Annotated in this window: 18 protein-coding genes; 2 read left to right on the forward strand and 16 right to left on the reverse strand. The window is 42.4% G+C overall.

All coding sequences use genetic code 11. The annotated features are described in order from the left end of the window. Nucleotides 1-10: 10 nt before the first annotated feature. The 8 genes from V7K56_RS23155 to V7K56_RS23190 form a co-directional block, all read right to left on the reverse strand. Nucleotides 11-1,099, reverse strand: coding sequence for a sulfonate ABC transporter substrate-binding protein (locus V7K56_RS23155; protein WP_334913975.1), 1,089 nt, complete (start codon nt 1,097-1,099; stop codon nt 11-13). 90 nt (nt 1,100-1,189) lie between these two features. Then, entirely contained in the window at nt 1,190-2,383 is a 1,194-nt protein-coding gene (locus V7K56_RS23160; protein WP_334913977.1) for an aliphatic sulfonate ABC transporter substrate-binding protein, read from the reverse strand. 286 nt (nt 2,384-2,669) lie between these two features. Continuing rightward, on the reverse strand, nt 2,670-3,533 hold the full coding sequence (locus V7K56_RS23165; RefSeq protein WP_334913979.1) for a TauD/TfdA dioxygenase family protein: 864 nt from the start codon (nt 3,531-3,533) through the stop codon (nt 2,670-2,672). Between the two features lie 36 nt (nt 3,534-3,569). After that, the gene (locus V7K56_RS23170; protein ID WP_334913981.1) at nt 3,570-4,676 is read right to left on the reverse strand and encodes an aliphatic sulfonate ABC transporter substrate-binding protein; all 1,107 of its coding nucleotides are present in this window, start codon (nt 4,674-4,676) and stop codon (nt 3,570-3,572) included. Between the two features lie 317 nt (nt 4,677-4,993). Continuing rightward, nucleotides 4,994-5,815 carry a class I SAM-dependent methyltransferase gene (locus V7K56_RS23175; RefSeq protein WP_334913983.1) on the reverse strand — a complete coding sequence of 274 codons (822 nt, stop codon included), beginning with the start codon at nt 5,813-5,815 and terminating at the stop codon, nt 4,994-4,996. Nucleotides 5,816-5,901: 86 nt separating this feature from the next. After that, entirely contained in the window at nt 5,902-7,122 is a 1,221-nt protein-coding gene (locus V7K56_RS23180) for an acyl-CoA dehydrogenase family protein (protein WP_334913985.1), read from the reverse strand. 232 nt (nt 7,123-7,354) lie between these two features. Continuing rightward, entirely contained in the window at nt 7,355-8,842 is a 1,488-nt protein-coding gene (locus V7K56_RS23185; protein WP_334913987.1) for an amidohydrolase family protein, read from the reverse strand. Between the two features lie 11 nt (nt 8,843-8,853). Continuing rightward, nucleotides 8,854-10,419, reverse strand: a complete 1,566-nt coding sequence (locus V7K56_RS23190) for an amidohydrolase family protein (RefSeq protein WP_334913989.1) — start codon at nt 10,417-10,419, stop codon at nt 8,854-8,856. Between the two features lie 68 nt (nt 10,420-10,487). Between V7K56_RS23190 and V7K56_RS23195 the strand changes: the two genes are divergently transcribed. Continuing rightward, nucleotides 10,488-10,847, forward strand: a complete 360-nt coding sequence (locus V7K56_RS23195) for a hypothetical protein (RefSeq protein WP_334913991.1) — start codon at nt 10,488-10,490, stop codon at nt 10,845-10,847. Here V7K56_RS23195 and V7K56_RS23200 read toward each other — a convergent pair. The 5 genes from V7K56_RS23200 to V7K56_RS23220 all read right to left on the reverse strand — a co-directional run bounded on the left by V7K56_RS23200 (nt 10,813) and on the right by V7K56_RS23220 (nt 17,255). Then, nucleotides 10,813-11,859: an ABC transporter substrate-binding protein gene (locus tag V7K56_RS23200; protein WP_334913993.1), complete on the reverse strand. Its 1,047-nt coding sequence runs from the start codon at nt 11,857-11,859 to the stop codon at nt 10,813-10,815. The genes V7K56_RS23195 and V7K56_RS23200 overlap by 35 nt on opposite strands. 19 nt (nt 11,860-11,878) lie before the next feature. Continuing rightward, entirely contained in the window at nt 11,879-12,208 is a 330-nt protein-coding gene (locus V7K56_RS23205; RefSeq protein WP_334745995.1) for a ferredoxin family protein, read from the reverse strand. Then, entirely contained in the window at nt 12,205-13,824 is a 1,620-nt protein-coding gene (locus V7K56_RS23210; protein ID WP_334913996.1) for an FAD-binding protein, read from the reverse strand. The genes V7K56_RS23205 and V7K56_RS23210 overlap by 4 nt, the downstream gene beginning before the upstream one ends. A 613-nt stretch (nt 13,825-14,437) precedes the next feature. Beyond that, on the reverse strand, nt 14,438-16,252 hold the full coding sequence (locus V7K56_RS23215) for an iron uptake porin (protein WP_334913998.1): 1,815 nt from the start codon (nt 16,250-16,252) through the stop codon (nt 14,438-14,440). A gap of 841 nt (nt 16,253-17,093) precedes the next feature. Next, a complete protein-coding gene (locus V7K56_RS23220) occupies nt 17,094-17,255 on the reverse strand; it encodes a hypothetical protein (RefSeq protein WP_334914000.1) in 162 nt (53 codons plus the stop codon). 540 nt (nt 17,256-17,795) lie between these two features. Here V7K56_RS23220 and V7K56_RS23225 point away from each other — a divergent pair. Next, nucleotides 17,796-17,945: a hypothetical protein gene (locus V7K56_RS23225; RefSeq protein WP_334914002.1), complete on the forward strand. Its 150-nt coding sequence runs from the start codon at nt 17,796-17,798 to the stop codon at nt 17,943-17,945. Nucleotides 17,946-17,983: 38 nt separating this feature from the next. Here V7K56_RS23225 and V7K56_RS23230 read toward each other — a convergent pair whose 3' ends face one another. From V7K56_RS23230 to V7K56_RS23240, 3 genes are all read right to left on the reverse strand, one after another. Then, a complete protein-coding gene (locus tag V7K56_RS23230) occupies nt 17,984-20,521 on the reverse strand; it encodes a calcium-binding protein (protein ID WP_334914004.1) in 2,538 nt (845 codons plus the stop codon). A gap of 596 nt (nt 20,522-21,117) precedes the next feature. Continuing rightward, complete coding sequence (locus V7K56_RS23235) at nt 21,118-22,125, reverse strand: glycosyltransferase family 2 protein (protein WP_334914007.1); 1,008 nt, start codon at nt 22,123-22,125, stop codon at nt 21,118-21,120. 107 nt (nt 22,126-22,232) lie between these two features. Continuing rightward, on the reverse strand, nt 22,233-22,943 hold the full coding sequence (locus tag V7K56_RS23240) for a TVP38/TMEM64 family protein (protein ID WP_334914009.1): 711 nt from the start codon (nt 22,941-22,943) through the stop codon (nt 22,233-22,235). Between the last annotated feature and the right edge of the window lie 277 nt (nt 22,944-23,220).

Here is a 23,220-nt window from a genome sequence, read left to right on the forward strand (position 1 = left end):
TGATTATTCTCTACTTTTCACTTATCAGTGTTGGTGGAGTAATAGCTGCATATTCTTGAGGTGTGAGCAATGCTTCTTGAACATCAATCTTTTCGGGTAATATTTTTTCGTTATAGAACAAATCAGCAACACTTTGTTGAGCTTGCATTAGTTCTGGAGTGATTCCTCTAAGTCGATAATTAGCACGGCTACAAATTACTTCCTGAATAGGTAAATCAATTTTGAGTACAGGTGCTATGAGTTTGGCTACTTCTTTACGATTTGCTTCTGCCCATTGACCATTTTTATCAATTTCTTCTAGGATGATCCGAACTAATTCGGGATTTTCTTTAGTAAACTCACGTGTTCCTATGTAATACCCGCCTGGAGTGCCAATATTTGTAGCATCTCGCAATACACGCGCACCGTGGAGTTTTTCTACCAAAGCTAAATGAGGATCGCCAGTTACCCAAACTGGAATAGTCCCCTGAATAAATGCACCACGTGCTTCAACATTGGGCATACTTAGAACTTTAATATCACTATATTTTAGATTCACCTCTTCTAAGGCTTTGATAATAAAATAGTGAGAAGCCGAACCTTTTTGAAAGACTACTTTTTGACCTTTAATTTGAGCTAAAGTTTTAATTGGAGAATTTTTAGGAACTACGACCGCACTACCTTTACCGGAATTAGGATCAAGTCTTCTCCCAGCCAAATAGATGATTTTTGCACCCGCAGCTTGGGCAAAGATCGGAGGCGTTTCTCCAACTGAACCAATATCAATTTTGCCCACATTCATCGCTTCCATAAGTTGTGGCCCTTGAGCAAATTGTGACCACTCTACTTTCAAGCCCAAAGGCTCTAAACGTTTTTCTAAAACTCCTGTGACTCTAACTAAATCACCAGAGCTTTGATACCCTATTCGCAGCACCTTTGTTTTAAAAGTTATAGTTTTAGCCCCTGCTGGTTCTGCTTTCGGCTCAGTTCCTGTATTTGTGTTAGATACAGTTGACGTACAACTGATTAAAGTAGTAGATAAAGCTAGAAAACCAGGTATTGTAAACAAGGCAAACTTACTGATAATTGTTGTCTTAGATTTCACAAAACTTTTAAACATTTTTGCACCTCAATTTTTGATGGAATACTGGTATAAAACCATCATTTAATAAATGAGAAGATCCAACTTATTAAAGTTAATTACAATGATTTACTTGTTAGATTTAATTGAATCAGGTGTGAATGCTGCATATTCTTTTGGAGTAAGTACTCCATCTTTGACATTAACTTTTTTTGGTAGAAGTCCTTGTGCATACCACAAATCAGCTATTTGTTGTTGTTTTTTAATAACTTCATCGGTGATTGGTAGCAAACCATATACTGCTTTACTATGAATTGTTTTAAGAGTAGGTACATCAATACCAACGTCACCAGTCTCAAGTTCTGCTAACTTATCAATATTTTTCTGCGACCAATCTTCAGCTTTGGTAAACTCATCTAGAAAAACTTTAAGAATATCAGGATGCTCTTTGGCAAATTTACGTGAGGTAGTATAAAAGCCACCAAGATCCTGAAGTCCTTGTCCATCTATTAATACACGACCAAGATTTTTTTGGATATTTCTTGTAATGTAAGGTTCCCAAACTACCCAAACATCAATTCCTCCTTGACTAAAAGCTACATTTGCATTTGGAGGTGGGAGATAAAGAGATTTTACATCACTTAATTTTAGTCCCTCTTTTTGTAATGCTTTAAGCAAGACATAGTGGGCGATAGAGGCTTTTTGATAGGAGATTTTTTTGCCTTTAAAGTCAGCAACACTTTTAATCGGAGAGTTTTTTGGTACTAAAAAAGAAACTGCTCTACCATTAAATCGAGTTGTTGCAATATACACAAGAGGTGTACCTGCGGCTTGAGCAAATATAGGTGGTGATTCAGCTGTAACTGCGATGTCAAGGGAACCAGCATTTAATGCTTCTAAAGCTTGCGGCCCAGCAGCAAACTCTAGCCACTTTACAGTAAAATTTTTTGCTGCTAAACTTTTTTCTAGAGTACCTTGCTTTCTCATCACTGCAAGAGAACCAAGCTTAGAAGAAACAACTCGTAGCTCTTGTTTTTGGGGAGTATTAGAAACTGTTTGACTTTGAGATTGTGTACTAATTGGGGATAGTTCTTTTTGAGTAGTTTTAGTTTCTTGGCTACAACCAACCATACCTATTGGTATGGTAAGAGTGTAAGCAGCCATTAATATAGATATATGTTTAGGCTCTATTTTATATTTGGCTTCTATAGGTTTAGTATTTAGGCTATACTCACATACCGTCTTAGTATTTTTAATTTTTGATTGCAGTAGCTGTTTATTGCTAAACAGATTTAGCCTTTGCAAAAATTCCAAAAGCATCATAATATTTATTTTTAGTTAAATTTAATAACTTTGTTTGTAGCGTTTTTAATGAGTGCTAACAACTATCAATTTCAGTCTAGAGTGTATCAAGTTTGGTCTGAAAATAAAGTATTCATTAACACTTGTTTTGAAATCAAAAATATTTTTTTACTATTTTTGATTTACAAGCATAGAGTACGATTTTCAGACAAGTTTTATTGGTCAATAGTCCAGAATAACTCTTGACTATTGACCAATAAAATGTATATTCAAACGCCTATTAGCTTAATCTTCTGAGCTATAAATTCTAAAAGGGACGACTACCTGCAAGGCTAACCCGTTTTAATACTCGTCGCTCATTCGGATTGAATGCTTGGCGGTAATGTAAGGTAGCTTGATTATCCCAGTAGACAATATCGCCTACAGACCATTTGTGTTGGTAGTAGAATTTGGGTTGATTTAGATGTTGCCTCAACTGTTCAATCAGTTTAGATCCTTCTTCTGGCTCTAACCCAACAATTTCCACTTCTGTAGCAGCATCTAAGTAAAGATGCTTTTTACCACTCTCTGGATGTGTCCTAACTAAAGGATGGGGAAAAACAGGACTGATTAAAGGAATATTCTTATCCAAACGGTACAAAGAGCGCGGTGCATTCCGATCTCGCAAAAATGGGTTGTAGGTAATTAATTGTAAATCTGCAATCCGTTCTTTGGTGGCTTCATCTAATGCCTCATAGGCTAAATTGGTGTTTAACCAATAAGTATCTCCACCTTGAGAAGGTATTTCTAAGGCATAAAGAAGCGAACCGCTAGATGGGATAGGAGTCCATTTGTGGTCAGAATGAAAAGTCAGTTCTCCAGTACCGGTATAGCCTCCATCGACGTTGGAAATCGGAATCACCACTGGGGTTTCTCCCGGTTTAGAAGCTAAGACTGGAGTTTCATCAGATGGTACAAACAGTGCGCCAAAGTATAGAGCGAAGTTCAAAAGCTGTTCATCAGAGAGCTTTTGGTCTTTGAAGATCAAGATGTGGCGATCGCGCAGAACTTGCTTAAGTTGTAATATAACTTCAGGTGCGATCGCTTGACTGGCATCAAAATCGGTAACTATAGCTCCTAAAGGTGCATCGATAGGACTAATTTTAACCTTTGTCAAAGTCGAGGTAGGCATAATACTCTCCTGTCCTTTAATTTTTTCTTCAGATAATTACTTATTTGCTAGAACATCAGAGGGAGTAATTTTGGCGTACTCTTCAGGCGTTAAAAAGCCATCTCTAACATTTACCTTTTTGGGGATAAGTCCGAGGCTGTACCACTTATCTGCAACTTCCTGTTGCTTGATAATAGTTTTCTCGGTAATTGGTACTAGCCCATAATCATATTTCTTATGCATTATTTCTAGAGTCGGCGGATCTAGCTGAGTTACAGGAGCAAGCAGTTGTGCTACTTCTTTGGGATGATCCTTAGTCCAGATTTCTTTCTTTTCTAGCTCCTCTAAAAACACTTTGATTACATCAGGATGAGCCTGATAAAATTGGCGCGAGGTTGAGTAAAAGTTGCCCGTATCCCTCAACTTCCCGCCATCTGCTAAAACACGAGCGATTTTATTTTGTACATTTCTAGTAGCAAATGGCTCCCAAATATACCAAGCATCCACTTTATTCTGACTGAATGCCGCATTTGCATCTGCCGGTGGTAAAAAAACTGATTGGACATCGCTCAGTTTCAACCCTGCATCTTCTAATGCTTTAACTAATAAATAGTGACCAATGGAAGCTTTCTGAAAAGCTACTTTTTTACCCTTCAAATCGCTAACAGTTTTAATCGGAGAGTTTACAGGAACTAAAAGTGAAATAGATTTACCACTAGGGTGTGTAGTAGCTAGATAAACAAGAGGCGCTCCTGCTGCTTGGGAAAATACAGGAGGCGATTCGGCTGTAGATGCGATATCCAGTCCATTTGCATTCACGGCTTCTAGCTGTTGTGGGCCAGCCGCAAACTCAGCCCACTGTACTTTAAAACCTAGAGGCTCTAATCGCTTTTCTAAGGAACCCTGTTTTTCTAAAACTGCTAAAGCGGTAAGTTGTTTTGAACGTACAATCCGCACTACTTTTTTCTCAGTTGACTTCTCTGTAGTATTAGATGAAACTACTGGCTCAGACGTAGTTGTTGACTGTTGAGCGTTATTTTTGGCTTCACCACAACTTGATAGGGTTGTCGATAGCATTAAGCAGTAGCCCAAAGCAAATAATAAAGAACGACGTGTTGTTTTCGGGCTTTTTCTGAATTCAAATTTTCCTTTTAAAGTTGGCATGGGTTGTTTTATTGATTTTCCTCTAGGTGGTTAAAACAGTGATGATTAATTGCAATGTCAAAAAACAAAAAATCTTTTTTATTAAGTTATTTATAAATTAAAATAAATATTTTTTAATTTGTAATTTTTAAACTTTATCTATGAAATTAAGAAAGAGAGTGGGTAAAACCCACCCTGAAACGACTCGAGGAACTGAGAATTTAATAGTTAGGAGGCAAAAATGTAGGAAGTGGAGTGAGAAAGACCCACTCCAATGTTGTGCTAGTGGAAAATTGAAATTTGTGAATGGAACTCTATTTTATTTGCGTGCAATTTTGCTAGTGCTTCCAAGCGACTCGGATTGTAGCTTTGAGTTCTTCTGTAAAATGCCCAGACGGCTCAACTGCTAGTAGCGCTTCTTTGAGATCCTTTTCAAATGCTGGGGCGTTATCACCATAGAAAATTTTCAGAGAGAAAGCTGTAGTGTATAAGTAGCCAAGATAGCTATCGACAGTCCAAGATTTTTCAAATAGCACTTCATAGGTTTCTTGACGAGCAAAAGCCGAATTGCCAATTACGACTTCATGGGGAGGATCGACTGGCTTACGAATGCCTTGTCCTCGTAAGCCAGTTCGGCGTTCTTCACCTAACCATTTTTTCACTACTCCAACAGCAGCTTGTTTCCAAGGTAAATTGCTTTCCCAAGGATTATCACCAGTTTGAAGCAGTGTTAATCCACCATCATCAGTAAGCAATTCATAAAGCCTCTCAAGTACTAATTCACGTTCCATCCAGTGGAAGGCTCTACCGATAGTGGCTAACTTAAATGTCCCTAAACTAGAGTCGATGAATTCTGCTCCTTGTTCTAACCAAGTAATATTATTTGCTCCAACTGCTGCTGCTTGCCGTTTAGCTTCTGCAATCATGTCGGGCTCGGGATCGATCGCCACAACTTCCTCAAATTTGGTTCGTAGACCAATTGAAATTAATCCTGGGCCAGTACCTAAATCAAGGAGTCGTCCTTGACCATTGAGATGAAATATTTCGGCTAGTTTGTCGAATACAATCGGTGGGTATTTGGTTCTATATTGAGCGTAGCCCTCTGCGGCTCCCTCAAATAAACTTGGGTCGTAGGTAGGAAGTGTTTTTAGTTGAGTCATATCAATTTTGGATTTTAGATTGGTAAGTAGAGACGCGATGAATCGCGTCTTTGAGGATAAAGGTGGAGAGAGAAATAACCAATGACCTAAGAATATTGAGTGATAACGGGTAGCTGCTCGTTAAGTACCCAATCACCGATCGCTCGCAATTTGTAATCCACAGGATCGTGCAGGGTAAAGGTTCGCAAATCTCGCCAGTAACGATCAAACCCATATTTAGTTGCAGTGGCGCGAGTTCCGGTAACTTCAAAGATGCGGTTGGTAATATCTATACCTACACGGGTAGCTAATGCCTTGGACGCGGAAACTGCGATCGCTACTTCTCCTCTTTCTTGAGGAGTGAGTTCTACATCTTTGTCCCATGCTGCTTGCACCTTTTCGGCTGCTTGGTCAGCTAGAGCGATCGCAGCTTGAATTTCCACCCAAAAGTCACCGTAATGATGCAGAATATATGGATCTTGAGTAGCACTATCTACTCCTGATGTAATCCACGGTTTAGTAGTAGTTTTAGTATATTCACGAGCGGCGGCGAAGGCTCCTTTAGTAATTCCCAGATATACGTTGGTTTTTGTTAGCTGGGCAATAATGCCAAGAAAAGTTGAGAAGGCATTATCAGGGGGATTGGGTGGCCCCAAAATCTCATCTTTTTCTACTAGCACATTATTAAATGTATAACTACTGCTATCAGTGCGACGTTGCCCAACGTTGTCCCAATCTTGATTGGAAACTAACCCTTCCCTTTGTTTGGGAATTATGAATATGAAGGGCAATTCTACGCCATCTTCCAAAGCGGAGAATACCCGATAATCTGCAACAGAAATACCTGTACCAAAGCTTTTAACACCATTAACCCGAAAGTTCTCACCTTCTGGATTAATTTTCAGCCTAGTGTCTTTTGTATTGATGGCGTTTGCCCAAAATAAGTTATTTTTAGCAGTTTCTCTATAATATTTTTCCTTTTGGGACGGCGTGCCGGAAACATGACCTAAAGCTGTCAAATTGAGATGATTACCATATAATTGACCAATTGATCCATCTGCTTTTGATAGCTTTCTGACAATTTTTAAGGCATCAATCCAAGTTGCACCAATTCCACCATATTGCTTGGGCACAATCAGTGGTAGCAAGCCAGTCTCACGCAGTCTATTAATTTCCTCTTCTGGAACTCCAGCTTTGGCATCCCGTTCAACTGCGGATTGAGCAAGTTCCTTGGATAAAGAAGCTGCTAGGTCAATGTAATCCTTTGGTTTTGTAATATCTAGCACCATAATCAAATCATCCTTGTAATTCGTAATTAGGGCAAACACAGAAAAATGCTTATTAATAAAACTTAGGAATTTATCAAATGTTTATAAGTTCTATTTGTGAAATTGACATTAGATACAGAATTTAGGAGAAATGCAGAGTGGGTAAGACCCACCCCACAAGTGAACAGAGGAAATGGAACATGGAACGTTGTAAAAAATTGTCCTTTGTCATTAGTCATTTGTCCTTTGCAAATGACCAATGACCATTGTACAGACGCGATTAATCGCGTCTCTACTGACCAATGAATAATGACAGATATTCATTTGCGGCTTTCTCAACACTTGTACCTTTGAAGAAGTCTTGATTAAGACTGGTGTACAACTCTAAAGGATGGATTGAGAGGAAGTAGCGGAGGTCTTCTTCGGTAATGATTTCGTGTTCTGCGATTGAGTAGGCGTTGGCAGTAACGGCGGTGATATCAGGCACATCCCAGTGACCGGAATCGGAACCTAAGAAGGCTTTAACTCTGTCCCCAAAGGGATTAGCGGCACGGTTAAATGCTTGGCTTACACGGGTATCGTCTGATTCTGTACCGAAGTAGAAGTGATTCAAGAACCGATCGCGCACATCTTCTGGCTTCTCTATTCCTGCTAGTTCAAATTCGTCGAGTTCGCCTGGATTTTCTGGAGCTAATAGTTGATGATGGAATCCTAAACCGTCACCAATTTTATCTAAGCGTCCATCTACTAGTTCGCCACCATAGCGAGTATATAACTCTACTAATGCTTCCTTGTCGATAATAGCAGGATTGTTATTTGACAACAAATGTTGTTTATTGCGGGTTTCCCAATGCCAAATAATATCAGCGTATAGACTAGCACCCCAAGCTGAACCACCTTCTAAGAAGGCAAACTTTAATTGCGGGAAGCGGCGGGTAACTCCACCAAAGAACAGCGATTTGCATAATGCTTCTGCCGCAAAGGCAAAGTGATTTATGTGATTGTACTGAGCGTTAGTGACAGAACGCTGAGTTGTCCAACCTTGGCTAGATGCGTGAGTTGTGGGTACAACTTTCAGTTCTACGCACTTAGCCCAGAATGGATCGTAATCATACTCGCTATCTAAGCCAAAGTTATCAATCCAAACCACTTCGTTAGCTACTTCTTTGCCATACTTCTCAAAAGCAGGAATTGGACGACGAACGTAACCAGGAATTTGAATTGCTTTGAGTCCGAGAACATTCACTGCATATTCCAACTCTTCAATCCCTTCTTCGGGAGTGTGCAGTGGAATGGCAGCAATGGGTGTTAAGCGATCGCTATAAGGGCGGAAAATATCAGCATGGTAGGTGTTAACTGCCCGACAAACAGCCCGCCGCATTTCTTCGTTGCCAATATTCGGAGCCATTGTTGCCAAATTGGGGTACACAACGGCAAAGTCTGTACCTGCTTCTCCCAACCGCTCATGCAGCAACTTGGGCAAGCTAATGGTAGCCAAATTCAAAGTATTTTTTGTCGGACGACCCCACCAATTAGGGCGATTGGAGCGATAAGCAAAACGTTCTTCCCAACTTTGCTTATACCACTTGAAGCGAGAAGATCCTGGTAAATTCTCTTTGAAACGTTCGACAAGTGCTGTTCCACCAACTTGCTCTAAATAATCCAAGACTGCTGGTTCAAATTCCTGGGTATGTACATCGGTGTCAATGATCGGATAACCAAGTTTTTCCCGAATTTGAGCAGACCTGGTTTTTTGTGGGCGGTCTAGAGCGATCGTCATGATATTTTACTCTAAATATTCAAATGTTTATGGGCATTGGGCATGGGGCATTGGGCATTATCCCCCTCATCTCCCTCATCTCCCTCATCTCCCCTACTCCCTTTTGCAGCCAAAAATTCATCTGCGGCTTTCTCGACAGCCGTACCTTTAAAGAAGTCACGATTCAAGCTGGTGTACAACTCCAAGGGATGAATTGACAGGAAATATTGCAAATCTTCTTCGCTGATAATCTTGCGTTCTACCATTGAATAGGTATTAGCTGCGATCGCAGTAATATCAGGTACGTCCCAATGACCCGAATCAGATCCCAAGAAGGCTTTAACGCGATCACCATAAGGATTAGCTTTACGGTTAAAAGCTTGAGCTACACGGGTATCATCTGATTCTGTACCGAAGTAGAAATGATTCAAGAAGCGATCGCGGATATCCTCTGGCTTCTCAACTCCTGCAACGGCGAATTCATCCAAATCACCTGGTTCTAAGGGAGATACTAAGTCAGCGTGGAAACCTAAACCACTGCCTAGTTGATCCAAACGATCATGTACTAGTTCACCACCATAGCGGGTATAGAGTTCCAGCAGTTCTTCATAATTAACATTGGCGGGATTGTTGTTTTCCACCAAATGGTCTTTATTGCGGGTATCCCAGTGCCAAATCAAATCGGTGTACAAACTAGCACCCCAAGCTGCACCTCCTTCTAAAAAGGCAAACTTGAGTGTGGGGAAGCGATGAGTTACACCACCAAAGAATAGAGATTTACACAATGCTTCCCCAGCCGATGCAAAGTGACCAATATGGTTGTATTGGTAATTGCTAATGGAACGCCGATTGATCCAGCCCATACCAGAAGAGTGGGTGGTGGGTACAACTTTCAGTTCTACGCACTTCGCCCAGAATGGATCGTAATCATATTTACTATCCAAGCCAAAGGTATCAATCCAGATGGCTTCGTTGGCTACTTCTTCGCCATACTTCTCGAAGGCGGGAATCGGGCGGCGGATATGGCCGGGGATTTGAATTGCTTTGAGTCCCAGCACTTTCACCGCATATTCTAATTCTGCGATCGCCTCTTCGGGTGTATTCATCGGGATGGCAGCAATGGGTGTTAAGCGATCGCTATAAGGACGGAAAATATCAGCGTGGTAAGTATTAGTTGCACGGCAAACAGCCCGTCGCATTTCTTCATTACCAATGTGTGGTGCCATTGTTGCCAAGTTGGGGTACACAACGGCAAAGTCTGTACCAGCTTCTTGTAAGCGTTCGTGCAGCAACTTAGGCAAACTAACAGTAGCTAAATTTAAAGCGTCGTTAGTGGGACGAGTCCAAAACGGAGGGCGGGCGGTGCGGTGAGTACGGCGTTCTTCCCAAGATTGGTTGAACCATTTAGAGCGAGATGCACCGGGTAAGTGTTCTTGAAAACGCTGTGCGATCGCACTTCCAGCAACTTGCTCTAAATAGTCCAAGAATGCTGGGGGAAATTCTTGGGTATGTACATCGGTGTCAATGATCGAATAACCCAGTTTTTCTCGAATTTGAGCAGACTTGGTTTTCTGTGGACGGTCTAGTGCAATAGTCATAGCATTTTACCTGAATTTTTAGATAGATTTAGTCAAAAGGTAAGAGCCAGGAGGAAAACAAAAAGCCTTTGAGCCTGGAAGTTGCACCTTTGAGCTTGGAAGTTGAGCCTTTGAGCCTGGAAGTTGCACCTTTGAGCTTGGAAGTTGAGCCTTTGAACCTGGAAGTTGCACCTTTGACCCTGAAAGTTGCACCTTTTAGCTTGGAAGTTGCACCTTTGACCCTGGAAGTTGAGCCTTTTAGCCTGAAAGTTGCACCTTTGAACCTGAAAATTGCGCTTTTGAAAGACTTAATTACAAAAATTTGTTTTTCTTGCTTAGAAAAGCTACTTATTCCTGCTCCCCCTGCTCCCCCTGCCTCCCCCTGCCTCCCCTGCTCCCTCATCCCCCCACTCCCTATTTTTCTTCAGCAACCCAGTTTGTTAATTTAAAGTCCGATTTTGCTAACCCCTGCGAGACTAAAAATTTCTTTGTTCCTTCTAAAAGTTTCACACCATCCGCTGGTAATGGTTCTTCTGATACCTGTTTGAGTGGGAACGATACTTTGATAATATCGATGGGATATTTAGTAATTTGGGCATGATACTGATAATATTCTTCAGAATTAGCTTTTAAATCTTTGGCTGCTTCTGTGAGAATTGCATTAAATTTCTGGGGAAAATCAGGCTGTTTCGCCAGAAAGCTTTCAGTTGCGACAACTAATGATGTTCCTGATAAACCTTGATGATTCGCCGAAGAATCAATCACTGGAAACCCTTGTGATTTCAAATAAGGCCCCAAATCGCTTGAGGTTGCATAAGCTGCTACATCACCACGTTCTAAAGCCGCTTTTGCCTCAGTAGTCATCAAGTGAACAATTTTTACATCCTTGGGAATTTTAGCTTCAGCTAATAGACCCAGGAGGTATCGATGCATATAAGAACCTTTTTGGGTAGCTACTTTTTGACCTTTAAGTTCAGCAAGCGATCGCGGGCCATTCTTTTTCGCTACTAGCCAGGCGGTTGTATTAAATTGACTGATCCGCAGCAGTCGCGTTTCGACACCCTTAGCTCTCAAAACTATGGCTGGTGTATCGCCTAAAGAACCAACATCTAATTGTCCGGCAACAAGCGCCTCATTGAGATCCGGCCCGTTAGGAAATCTGGCAAAAGTAATGTTTTTAAATCCCTCTTTTTGCAACTCACGCTCTAGTATTCCCTTTTTCTTTGCCCAACCAAGTGCTCCTGTAGGTTCTGAACTACCTACATAACCTATTCGTAGGGTAGAAATATTGGAAACATCAGTGTTATTGACATTAACAGCCTCAATGGATTGAGCAGATTTAGTTTCGCCTTGACTACATGCTGTAGTTAGTAGCAGTAGAACACAAGCCACTGAAGTCGATAATCTGGAAGTAAATTTATTTTTACTGATAGAACCTGTTCCTACTTTGAACGACAGCATGACTATTTTCTCCGTCGCACTATTTTATCTGCTTCAAAATCTGGAATGTTTGATCGGCTTTTGCTGTTGAGGTGCGTTTATGTCCCCAACCGACGTTTTCCCGATAACTACCCAGTAGCCCAACTTCTGCCAATTCTGCTTCGTTAACTGAAGTTGTTACATCGCTCTCTGGTGCAACATAAAGCGCATCAACTGGACAATACAATTCGCACATATAACAGGTTTGACAGTCACTCTGTCGGGCAATGGTTGGCGGCGCATCAGGTACTCTGTCAAATACGTTGGTTGGACAAATATTCACGCAGATATTACATTTTATGCACCGCGACTCGCTGACCAACTCAATCACACTGCTGCTCCTATTTTAGCTAAAGACTTTTCTGTAATATTTAGCGGCTGACTCTTCACCCAGACTCGATCTAATCCGCCACTAATCAGGTGATGTCGCTGATTGACATCTTGTTCTGGATAGTCTTGATGTTTGTGCATCCCACGAGTTTCTTTACGTTCAATGGCACTGCTGTACATCCATCGTGCTGTGGCTACCATCGCCGCAGCTTCTCGCCCCCGGATTAGCTCTTTACCTGATGTTACTTGGCTACTACGAAGTTCTTGCCAAAGATGATTGAGCTTACCCAAAGACTCAGTTAAACCTTGTTCTGTGCGGAAATAGTTCTTTTCGTAAGGAAATACTTCAGCTTGGACTGCCTGAATTACTTCATCAGTCGCTAAGGAGCGATCGCTCCCACTCTGTAATCCTACTTCTCCAACACCCTTAACTTGTCCTTGAGTTTTATGTTCTCCCAAACTACGGCTATATTCAGCAGCCGATTTCCCCGACCAATAGCCAGAAGATATTGCCCAAGCCGCATTATGACTACCACCGCCAGTAAATCCGCCACAAATCAGTTCCCGTGTAGCCGCATCTCCAGCCGCATACAGTCCTAGTACAGAACTTGTACAAGTCTCATCGACAATCCAAATTCCTCCCGTACCGCGTACAGTTCCTTCTAGGCGTAGAGTCACAGGGAAACGTTGAGTAAATGGATCGATACCTGCACGGTCAAAGGGTAAAAAGAAGTTGGGCTGTGCTAAACGCATAGATGGCCGCATCGATTCTGCCGCTTTGTCGATGATGGCGTAAACTGGCTGTTGCAATAATGTCTGGGCAATTATTGACCGTCTATGAGAACTTGCCCCCGGAATTACAGTACCGTCTTCGTAGGTGAAGGTTGCCCAATTATAAAACAGGGTTTTGGTAACTGAAGAAAAGGCGGGAGAGATGCCATAAGCATTGGAAAATTCCATACCCGACATCTCAGCACCTGCTTCTGCCGCCATCAGATAACCATCCCCCGTCAGGACGTTGCATCCTAACGCTTTACTGAGAAACGCACAGCCGCCTGTAGCAATGATTGTGGAATGCGATCGCACTATCCATTTCTCACCAGTCTGACGATTTACACCCGTTGCACCAGCAACAGCACCATCGTCATCAACCAGTAATTCTAAGGCGGGGCTGTTATCTAAAATCTTGACTCCAGCGCGTTGAATTTGCCGCCGCATCAGCCGCATATACTCCGGGCCTTGCAGCGATCGCCGATAGGGTTTACCTTCATCGTCGGTAGGGAAAGGATAACCCCACTCTGCTAACTGATTAACGTTGATATAGGTCTGATTTAGTACTCGATCCATCCAATTGCGATCGGCTAAAAACCCACCCAACGATTCCCGACTCGCCTTTGCTGTTTCCCGTGCTTCTGGATCGGGTGGCACATACCACACACCATTTCCAGATGCAGCAGCGCATCCAGTTGTGCCGCAATATCCTTTATCTACCAGGATGACTTTAGCTCCATTTGATGCAGCACTCCATGCCGCCCAAGTTCCAGCTGGCCCACCTCCAATTACAAGCACATCTGCTTCTAAGTCGAGTTCAAAATCGTTTGTTAACGTCTTCAGCATCTACCATTCCCCCCCATTTATAAAGTCTTAAGCGTCAAATTTTCACCCCATCCATGCTGCAAAATCAATATTTAAAAATCTATAAATTGCGATCCCTTAATACAAATTTTCACCAACTTGATACTGTAAATTACTTTAACTTGATCGATAAACCGTAGTTTTAGCATAATAGAGTTTTTCACAGTTTTCGACAAAAAGCAAGCATTTTACCAAACAACTTCAAAGGTAAATTTATGTATCAACTTTGTTGGGTGAGGCAGGAGGCATGGGTGTCAACTTAAGCTAAAACTCCTTTTCAAACTTCGTTTCCAGCCAGAGGTTGGAAATGCTTGTCATTGCGGCTCTGCCGCGAGTCAAAAAGTGGGAACCAGACAACAAGACAATCTCTCAAAGCTGTGTCTAGACTGGTTTTTACGTTAATTTGATACCACTGGGCAGGAGGCATAAACGGTTTTGTCTGGATAAGTAGAGACGCGAAATTGGATTGGGCTTTGTCTTTAACGTGTCTGTTTGTGGGTTAAGAGCGATCGCTCCCTTAAGACTTAAGAATCCCCGGACTTTTAATTAAACAAATGTAAGCAAATTTTTATTCAGTCCGGGGAGTGCCATTCGGTTAAAACCTAAAGACAGTACGAATCCAAGCAAATAAACTATCAGGATTGCTGGCATCCGAATCTGGTGCAGTAATCCAGATCAAACCTGGTGTAACCTCAATATGATCTCCGATTTTATATTGGTAGAATGCCTCAACGTGCAGAGAAGTATCTTTGTCCGCTTGTCCGAAACCTTTTCCCAAATTTACATTATTACTAAGACTGATGAGTTTTGGCTCCATACCAACTAAAACCCCCCCTAAAGCACCTTCACTAAAAAGATCCGGGAATGCAAGTCCTACGGCCCAATCCATAGCTTCGCCATCTCCGCGCCCCAAATAGCGGTGTACCCCATAACTTACCCACGCATTGATTGCCAACTTGGAACTAACTTGATAGAACGCCTGTAGACCATAAAGGTTGCCTAGAGTTGCGACTCCATCCACGGTGCTGTTTACCAAGTTACTCCCGACTGCTGGACCGAAATTTGTCCCACTAAAACCTAGTGTCCTTGGTGGGCTATAGGTATTAACATAAGTTGCAGCCACCCGAAAATTCCTATTACCGGAGTAGTATATTAACTGTGCTAAAGCTAAATACCTGCCTGTAAATAAGCCATTATTAGCTGTGGGATTACCACCGTTTGGTGCGCTGTACGCTATCCCGAATTGAACCTGTTTGCCTAATCCCTGGAGTATGGCAATTCCGGGGCCGCTATCTCCATAGTTATAGACCAAAGACCGCCGTGAAAATCGTGAAATCCCATTAGCACCAGTCACAGAAGACGATTCAAAATATGGGTTAACCGGACCAGAAAGACCTATCTCACTAGCTCCGTCAGACAAGGGATAAATGTTGACCTGGGTATTTGGAAAAGGTAGAAACCGATAGCGAACACCACTAAGAATAATAGTATTGCGTGGAAAAGTAATACTGGAGTTATCAGAAGTTCTCCCCTCATAAGTTCCTAATAATCCGGCTCTTGTTTGTCCCAATGATTCAAGATTTCCACCTCCTATTGTTATACCTAGTGAATCTTTACCGTTAAAACTGGTGTTTAACCGTAAAGAAGTTACGCCTTGAAGTGTGGGATTGTGAGGTGCTGGTCTCTTGGTGACGACATTATTGCCTGCTATAAGATCGCCAAGAACAATCTGAGAGCGACCTATAAGTTTGGTTGTGGTCGTAAACTGAGTTGATTCTAACTTCGCATTTCGTACTTCCAAGCCATCTAAGCGTCCCCGAAGTTGAGCGAGTTCTGGAGAAAATTCTTCTTGTAGTTTTTTGATGGTATCCAAGTCTTCGCGTTTGACTAAATCTGTTGTCGAAGTCGCTATTAGTTCATTGAGGCGATCTAAAGCTGCATTCAATCCAGCTGCAAATTCATAACGCGTTAAGGAGCGATCGCCTTTAAATGTACTATCTGTATATCCTGCAATTACACCGTAGCGCTCAACTAGAGACTGTAATGCTTGAAATGCCCAATCTGTCGGCTTAATATCTGATAGTTGCGAGACAGATGTTACTTGCCCTGCTGTATTATTTGGAGCTTTTTTGTTAGCTGGCGGTGCAACTTGCAACAATTGCGAGACAGGTGTCACTCGATCTTGAAGCTCGTTTGGAGCTTTTTTACGAGTGACTGGTGCAATTGAAGTGTCTACTGTTTGATTTACAACTGCTTCTGGAGCTTTGTTTTGTTCTACTTCAGTCGGAGATACATCAGATTTAGGCAGTTCAGCCTGACTTTTGGCTGAAGAAAAAACCAGGATAGCTAGAATATCTAGCAACAAAACCAGGAACACTATGGATCTATAATTCCAGCGAAAATTCGACATGACTCCTTAACTCCTCAACCTTAAAGATGAATAAATTAGCTCTTAATTAGACAGGAAAACCATTAATAGTCTCGCTCTAATCTTATTTGGAAACGATTAAAACACAGATTTAGCAAAGGTTTAACTGCTGATAAAAGCACAAGCTTCTAATAAATATCGAACTCGGTACTAAGTCGTTGAATGTACAATCCAAAATTCGCCGAAAACTAGTAGTTCTGACGCTTGAAAGAATCCTAGTAACGTCTTGAATGAGACAGTCACTGCCTTAGTAAAGACTTCTATCCTTTTAAGGGAAACTCAACCACACGCTATGTAAACTGATACTTCTGAAACATACTAATGCCGTTTTTTTGGGTTATGCTGTACAAAGTTAATCAATGGCTACTGACATTGACTAAAGCTTGATTTGGATGCAAGTGATTATTTGCCAATTAACATTAATTGAAAACACTATTTTGTAATCAACTGTATTTTGGCAGCATCAATTGTTATTTAAGTACGATACTTCTATCGAGTTACCGTATTTTTTTACAATTATCTTTGCATAGAGCTTGGTACAATGCAAGACCTAGTACTTTTTCATGAGGCGAAAATATGTGAAAATTCTTGGGTAAGTCAATTCCAGCAACTGCGATCGCCTAAGCTTCACAAAAAATTAGAGAGCCTACTGATGCTATTAATACACCAATAAGAGCAGCCTAGATATATAAGCGTTGCTTTTTAGTATGAAAAAGATTGTTTCCAGTATTGTTTTGTGTGCGTGCGCTGTGTTTGCTGCTGCTGCATCTTTAATGGCTACTCAAATGTCTTTTTTGAATGAGTATGTTTGTTTTTATTCTCACTAGGCTTGTTTATTACCGTAATTTCCCTCTGTGACAGTATCAGGTGCAGAAGGAGGGATAGAAACAACTGCAATTGTCTCTCTGCTCTTAACTGGGTTTTCAGAAGTAGGGGCAATGGGGTGCTGGGGGCTGGAGATTATCCAGACTAATAATCCCAACATAATTAACCTCAGTTCGAGTTAAGGAGGTTTATTCAACGTTAACTCGCTGAAACGACGTAAGCACGTTGACAGATCCCAAAATTAAGCAACGGCGTAATGAGGGTTTCAGCTTATCCCGAACTCAGGTTAATTATCTCTGGCTGGCAATACCAGAAAAACAAAAGTCTTGGAGCTATGTTGGTCAGTTTTTCCGCCTTCTTAGGCAGTTCTCTAGTCGGAGCTAGTTTCAGTATTCAACGAGATAAATTTTAGAAGGAGAAACGTAAGAATTCAGCACTCAGGAGTCAGAAGCCAGAATTTAAAAGCAGTTCAGTATAATTCGCCTATTGATTGAGAAGAGTTCGACTAAATTTTCTAACATTCTGACTCCTAAATTCTTGCTAGAAATTACCTTATGTGTTCCTACGCAAATAAAAGGTAGTAATGATGGTAACCGCTCAATAATCCGGGGTAAATCGCTCAGTGACAAGGCTCAAATGGCGTAAACTCGTTCCTGAACTGGTAGTTCGCCCAGATTTATTGAGCGGATAGTAATGATGGATGAGCAGAACAATCAAAATTATCGTTCACAAAGTCGTTACTGACCGTCCCGCACGTAGGGAACCACGAGTTCAAAAACGCTGTCCTAAAGCTTACCCCTTCATGACAAAACCTCGACAAGAATTGCGTAAACAACTGCAAACTTCTTAATTGGCAACTGTTTCCGCTTTTCTTAGTACCATTTGTCTTTAGGCTACAGTGACTTCTAGCGTATAAGAACCAGGATTAAAAGAGCCAGAACTGAAAGTTCCGCCATTTTGAGGGAAGTAATCATAATCACTTACTGAAATGGAGTAAGTACCTGCCCCTAGTGAAGCGGTGATTGATTGAGAAGTACTGGAAGTCTGTAAGTTCCCAGCACTATTAAATAGGCCGAGAACTGGAAAGTTACCACTGTAATTAGGCGTGCTGATAGTCACAGTTCCTGGGTTGGCTAAAGAAAATGTGAAAAAGTCGAAATCAGGATTGTTCCCTGGAAATGTTGCCAGCTGAGCAGAGGTATTAACTTCTGAACCTGATGTTAAAGCACCTAGCTTCTCAGCAGTGGCTAGTGTGTTGTTTGTCCCTTGTCCAGCATCTTCTTTCTCGTAGAACAGGAAGTCGTCACTATCAAGCTTCAGAGGCGATGCTTGCACAACACCAACGAGTTCATCTAACTCTCCTGAATTGTCTAGAAATACATTTGTATCGGCTCCCACAGTCTGCAAGCGATAGTCTGCCAGTGTTCCTTTGAGCTGGATTGTATCTTCGTTGGAGTTGAAGCCACTGATGGTAGCGTAGTCTGCCAAACCACTACTTCCATTGTTGTTATCGTCATAAAAGACATTAGTAGCATCTCCAAGTAAGAACTGATCTTCCCCAGGCCCTCCAGTTAGGATATCAACCTCTCCTAATCCAGGAGAATCAGAACCGTTAGTATCAACGCCTATGAGGACATCATTTCCAGGCGCTCCAAGGAGAGTGTCATTGCCGACTCCGCCACGGAGGGTGTCATCGCCTTCTCCTCCTTCGATTTGGTCATTGCCAGCCCCACCAAACAGGCTGTCATTCCCATCCTCGCCCAAGACGAGGTCATTACCTTCCTGACCATCAAGAAAGTCATCGCCATCCCCACCAAGCAAGGTGTCATTGTTGCCTCTGCCAAAGAGGGTATCACTGCTGCCTCCTCCAATCAGGGAGTCTCTAAAACTAGAACCAAAGACTTGCTCAATATTGAACAGGACATCTCTCCCATCTCCCCCAAATGCAATTCCAGCGCCAAGGTCAACGGTGACTCCGGCAGTGGCATTTAAATAATCAACAGTATTAATGCCAGTCCCACCAAAGAGTTGGTCATCCCCGCTTCCACCTTGGAGTTGGTCATCGCCATCCCCACCAAGCAGAATGTCATTGCCGCTGCCGCCTAGCAGGGTATCATTGCCTTCTCTACTAATGAGAGTGTCACTCCCGTCCTCACCATTGAGAAAGTCATTGCCAGCCCCACCAAGCAGGATGTCAATACCGCTACCGCCAAGCAGGGAGTCATTGCCGTTCCCGCCATTGATAAAGTCGTCGTTAGTCCCGCCAAGGAGGGTGTCATTGCCGTTATCGCCAAAGAGGCGGTCATTACCAGCCTCACCATTGACAAAGTCATTCCCGTCCCCACCACTGAGGAAGAAGTCATTGCCAGCTCCGCCCAAGAGGGTGTCATTGAACCTAGAACCAACGAATCTTTCAATCTCCAACAGGACATCATTCCTGTCCTGCCCTGTAGCGGTTCCAGTGGCAAGGTTAATCGTGACTCCGGCAGTGGCACTGAAATAATCAGCAGTATCAACACCAGCTCCACCCAAGAGTTGGTTATTGCCAGTCCCACCACGCAAGGTGTCATCGCCAGTCCCACCACGGACAATATCGTTGCCTTCCTCGCCATCAAGCAGGTCATTGCCAACTCCACCATCAAGCAGGTCATTGCCACCTCTACCAAAGAGGGTGTCATAACCGCGCCCACCAATTAGAAAGTCTTTGAAACCAGAACCAAAGACTTGTTCGATATTAAATAGGACATCATTCCCAGCCCCTCCACTGGCAGTTCCAGTCGCTAGGTTAACGGTGACACCGGCAGTGCTATTTGAATAGTCAGCAGTATCAATGCCAGTCCCACCAAAGATTTTGTCATCCCCGTCCCCTGCTTCTAGTCGGTCATCGCCAGCCCCGCCAAGGAGGATGTCATTGCCAGCCTGACCAATCAAGTTGTCATTGCCATCCTCGCCATCAATCTGATCATTGCCAGCCCCGCCATTGAGCGTGTCAACCCCTTCCCCACCAAAGAGTTGGTCATTACCGTCTTCTCCAGCGAGTCGGTCATTTCCGTCCCCGCCTTCGAGAAGGTCATTGCCAACTCCACCAAGGAAAGCATCATTACCGAACCCACCAAGCAGGGTGTCGTCACCGCCTTTGCCAAGGAGTTGATCGTCGTCCTCCTGGCCATCGAGAAGGTCATTGCCAGATCCACCAAGGAGGACATCATCGCCTAACCCACCAAGCAGGGTGTTCTCGCCGTCCTCACCATTGAGAAGGTCATTGCCGTCCTCGCCATTAAGCGAGTCATTGCCAGCCCCACCCAAGAGGTCATCATTGCCACCCCGACCAAAGAGGTTATCATCACCGCCCTGACCAAGGATAGCGTCATTCTCAAACGTGCCAATTAGAGTGTTATTCTTGTTGTCTCCAATAAGGTCTGCCATATCAATCCCCTCAGTTATAAGTTTGATTCAGAGATATTTGCTGGCAGAGGTGTCATCTATGAGTAGCCCTGCCAGCAGGGAGAAACCCTAGATAGGTAATTGAAATAAATGTAGCATGTACTTAGACTGATTTTGTAACCGCTCAATAATTCGGGGTAAATCGCTCAGTGACAAGGCTCAAATGTCGTAAACTCGTTCCTTAACTGATAGTTCGCCCCGATTTATTGAGCAGATACTGGTTTCTTATTGTCTAAATAGCTATCACTAGCATAGGGCAAACGCATCTTAATTTACTACTAAAAACTAAGAGAAGAATGGCACTAAAAAAAGCTGAAACACTTGTGGTTTAAGCTGTCATTAAGGGGTCATTCGTGAGAGGTTAAGATAAAATGCTTTTTGTCAATCGGTTACAATACTCAAGTGTCGCTTTTGACAAAGGTAAAGCCGATGACCATATTAAATACTTTGCCGCCCCAGAGAATCAAGACTTAGGTGTGGTTAAATATTTCTGAAAGCCAGTCTCAAAGCTCGATTTATCTCCTTTTCCTGCTACCTCTTGACAAATGTGCAATTATCTTAACCTGTCACGGATGCTCTTAGGGTGAGGTCTTTTTAGGATCTTCTAAATTATCTCGTTTCTCAGAATTACTCGTTGAGTTAGAAGATTTGCGATAAAAACCACCTACCTCTGCCAAAGTATAGAGGGGCCTGGCTTTAACTTCTTCGTAGATGCGCCCTATATACTCGCCTAAGATGCCAACACTGACTAACTGCACAGATCCGAGGAAGAAAATTGCCATCAAAATAATCGTAAACCCAGTTAAAGGCGAATGGGGGACAAAAAGACGCCAATACAAGACTAATAAAGCCATGAAGATGGCCGCCGCCGCTGCTACTAACCCTAAATAAGTTGATAACCGCAGTGGTACTATTGAAAAGGACACTAGACCATTGATGGCAAGGGCTAAGGATTTGCTAAAAGTGTATTTAACTTCCCCAGCAAAGCGGGGGTTGCGCTCGAACCGAATTGCTGTTTGCTGAAAGCCAACCCAAGAACGCAGACCACGAATATAGCGGTTGCGTTCTGGCATAGAATTGAGAATATCTACAATCTGCCGATCCATTAAACAAAAATCACCAGTATCAGTAGGAATCTCTACATCTGCAAGCTTTTTGAGGATGCGATAAAAGAAATAGGCAGTAAAACGCTTAAACCATCCTTCTTTAAAGCGTTGAGTGCGTTGAGCGTAGACTACCTGATAGCCCTGTCGCCATTTTTCAACCATATCGGGGATTAGTTCTGGTGGATCTTGGAGATCGGCATCAAGGATGACGATAACTTGACCCCGGACAAAATTGAGACCAGCAGTAACTGCTATTTGATGACCAAAGTTACGAGCAAAACTCAGATAGCAAATGCGTGGGTCTTTTTGATGAAGCTCTCGTAGTAACTGTAGGGAGCGATCGCGGCTACCATCATTGATTAAAATTAATTCGACAAGCCCATCCATCCGATTCATTACTGCACTCAGTCTGCGGTATAGTTCTGGAATAATTTCTTCTTCGTTATAAATTGGAACAATGAATGAATACTTTGGTAGCATCTAAAAATATGGTTTAATTTTTGAACAGCTAGGCTAACAGACTGCTTTTGATCGTAAAGGTTTGGTTCACAGTATACCTAGCAAGACTCAAGTTGCATCCCCATAATTTATTTATTCTTCGGATTGATGTTATCTGAAGAGTCTGATTCTTTAAGACTTTCTACAACTTTTTTGGGAAAAGTCCGACGATGGCGGTACCAAGTAGACCCTGCTACCAACGTTCCAGTTAAGCCTAATGCAAGTATTAGCGGCAAAAAATCGCCTGTATTCACTGCCTTCAGACCAGAACTACCTAGTAGTACAAAAGGTAAGACACTAGGAACAGTACCAAGCGTTGTACCGAGAACATAATCTTTAAAACCGATCGAAGTCAGTCCAGCGACAAAATTGACTAAACCATAGGGCATGATCGGTACTAATCGGATGGCAAACATATAAAAAAGCCCTCCACGTCGTACCTCAGCATCCATAGCTTGCCAGCGTCCTGCTAATCGTTTTGCAACTGTTTGGCGTCCAATAGTCCGAGTAAAAACAAAGGCAATTATTGCCGCAATCACTGCTGCCAGACTAGTCCAGACAGTACCCAGCCAAGGGCCAAAAATCGCACCTCCAGTCAAATTAAGCACCGTTGAGGGCAAAACTAACATAGTTGCCACAACATACAAAGCAATATAAATAATAGGTGCCCAGATACCAGAAGATTTCAGCAATGCTTGGATTTGTGCTGGTTCAATGCCGCCAAGAAGATATACTGCTATACCAGTTGCAATTATGCAACTCAGTGTAAGTATCAAGATACCAACTTTCAAGTTCCACACCAGAATACTCCTACTTTTTTTGTAACCCAACCCATCTTTACTTAAACTTCTCCTTTAATTAATTCTTGAAAACTTAGGTTCTGGAAACTAGTACAACACAGCGTAAATAAACATACCATTTAAAATGACGCGAAAGCCCGGAATACAATACTTTTGACTTTTGAATGAGTGACTTTTGCGCAGCGGTACTAGTGGTCTGTCCCATTAATTTTGATGGGTTGGATAAATCTTTGAAAGCTTAACTCTTGCATCCTCTGTACGAAAACGCCAATCTACA

The organism is Nostoc sp., from assembly GCF_036917535.1.
Taxonomy (GTDB): domain Bacteria; phylum Cyanobacteriota; class Cyanobacteriia; order Cyanobacteriales; family Nostocaceae; genus Nostoc.

Bases quoted from the DNA above. Each gene is read 5' to 3' on its own strand.
- V7K56_RS23190 (WP_334913989.1), bottom strand. From the start codon at position 10,419: ATGACTATTGCACTAGACCGTCCACAGAAAACCAAGTCTGCTCAAATT.
- V7K56_RS23155 (WP_334913975.1), bottom strand. From the start codon at position 1,099: ATGTTTAAAAGTTTTGTGAAATCTAAGACAACAATTATCAGTAAGTTT.
- V7K56_RS23235 (WP_334914007.1), bottom strand. From the start codon at position 22,125: ATGCTACCAAAGTATTCATTCATTGTTCCAATTTATAACGAAGAAGAA.
- V7K56_RS23185 (WP_334913987.1), bottom strand. From the start codon at position 8,842: ATGACGATCGCTCTAGACCGCCCACAAAAAACCAGGTCTGCTCAAATT.
- V7K56_RS23170 (WP_334913981.1), bottom strand. From the start codon at position 4,676: ATGCCAACTTTAAAAGGAAAATTTGAATTCAGAAAAAGCCCGAAAACA.
- V7K56_RS23165 (WP_334913979.1), bottom strand. From the start codon at position 3,533: ATGCCTACCTCGACTTTGACAAAGGTTAAAATTAGTCCTATCGATGCA.
- V7K56_RS23230 (WP_334914004.1), bottom strand. From the start codon at position 20,521: ATGGCAGACCTTATTGGAGACAACAAGAATAACACTCTAATTGGCACG.
- V7K56_RS23225 (WP_334914002.1), top strand. From the start codon at position 17,796: ATGAGCAGAACAATCAAAATTATCGTTCACAAAGTCGTTACTGACCGT.
- V7K56_RS23175 (WP_334913983.1), bottom strand. From the start codon at position 5,815: ATGACTCAACTAAAAACACTTCCTACCTACGACCCAAGTTTATTTGAG.
- V7K56_RS23200 (WP_334913993.1), bottom strand. From the start codon at position 11,859: ATGCTGTCGTTCAAAGTAGGAACAGGTTCTATCAGTAAAAATAAATTT.
- V7K56_RS23220 (WP_334914000.1), bottom strand. From the start codon at position 17,255: ATGTTGGGATTATTAGTCTGGATAATCTCCAGCCCCCAGCACCCCATT.
- V7K56_RS23160 (WP_334913977.1), bottom strand. From the start codon at position 2,383: ATGATGCTTTTGGAATTTTTGCAAAGGCTAAATCTGTTTAGCAATAAA.
- V7K56_RS23210 (WP_334913996.1), bottom strand. From the start codon at position 13,824: ATGCTGAAGACGTTAACAAACGATTTTGAACTCGACTTAGAAGCAGAT.
- V7K56_RS23215 (WP_334913998.1), bottom strand. From the start codon at position 16,252: ATGTCGAATTTTCGCTGGAATTATAGATCCATAGTGTTCCTGGTTTTG.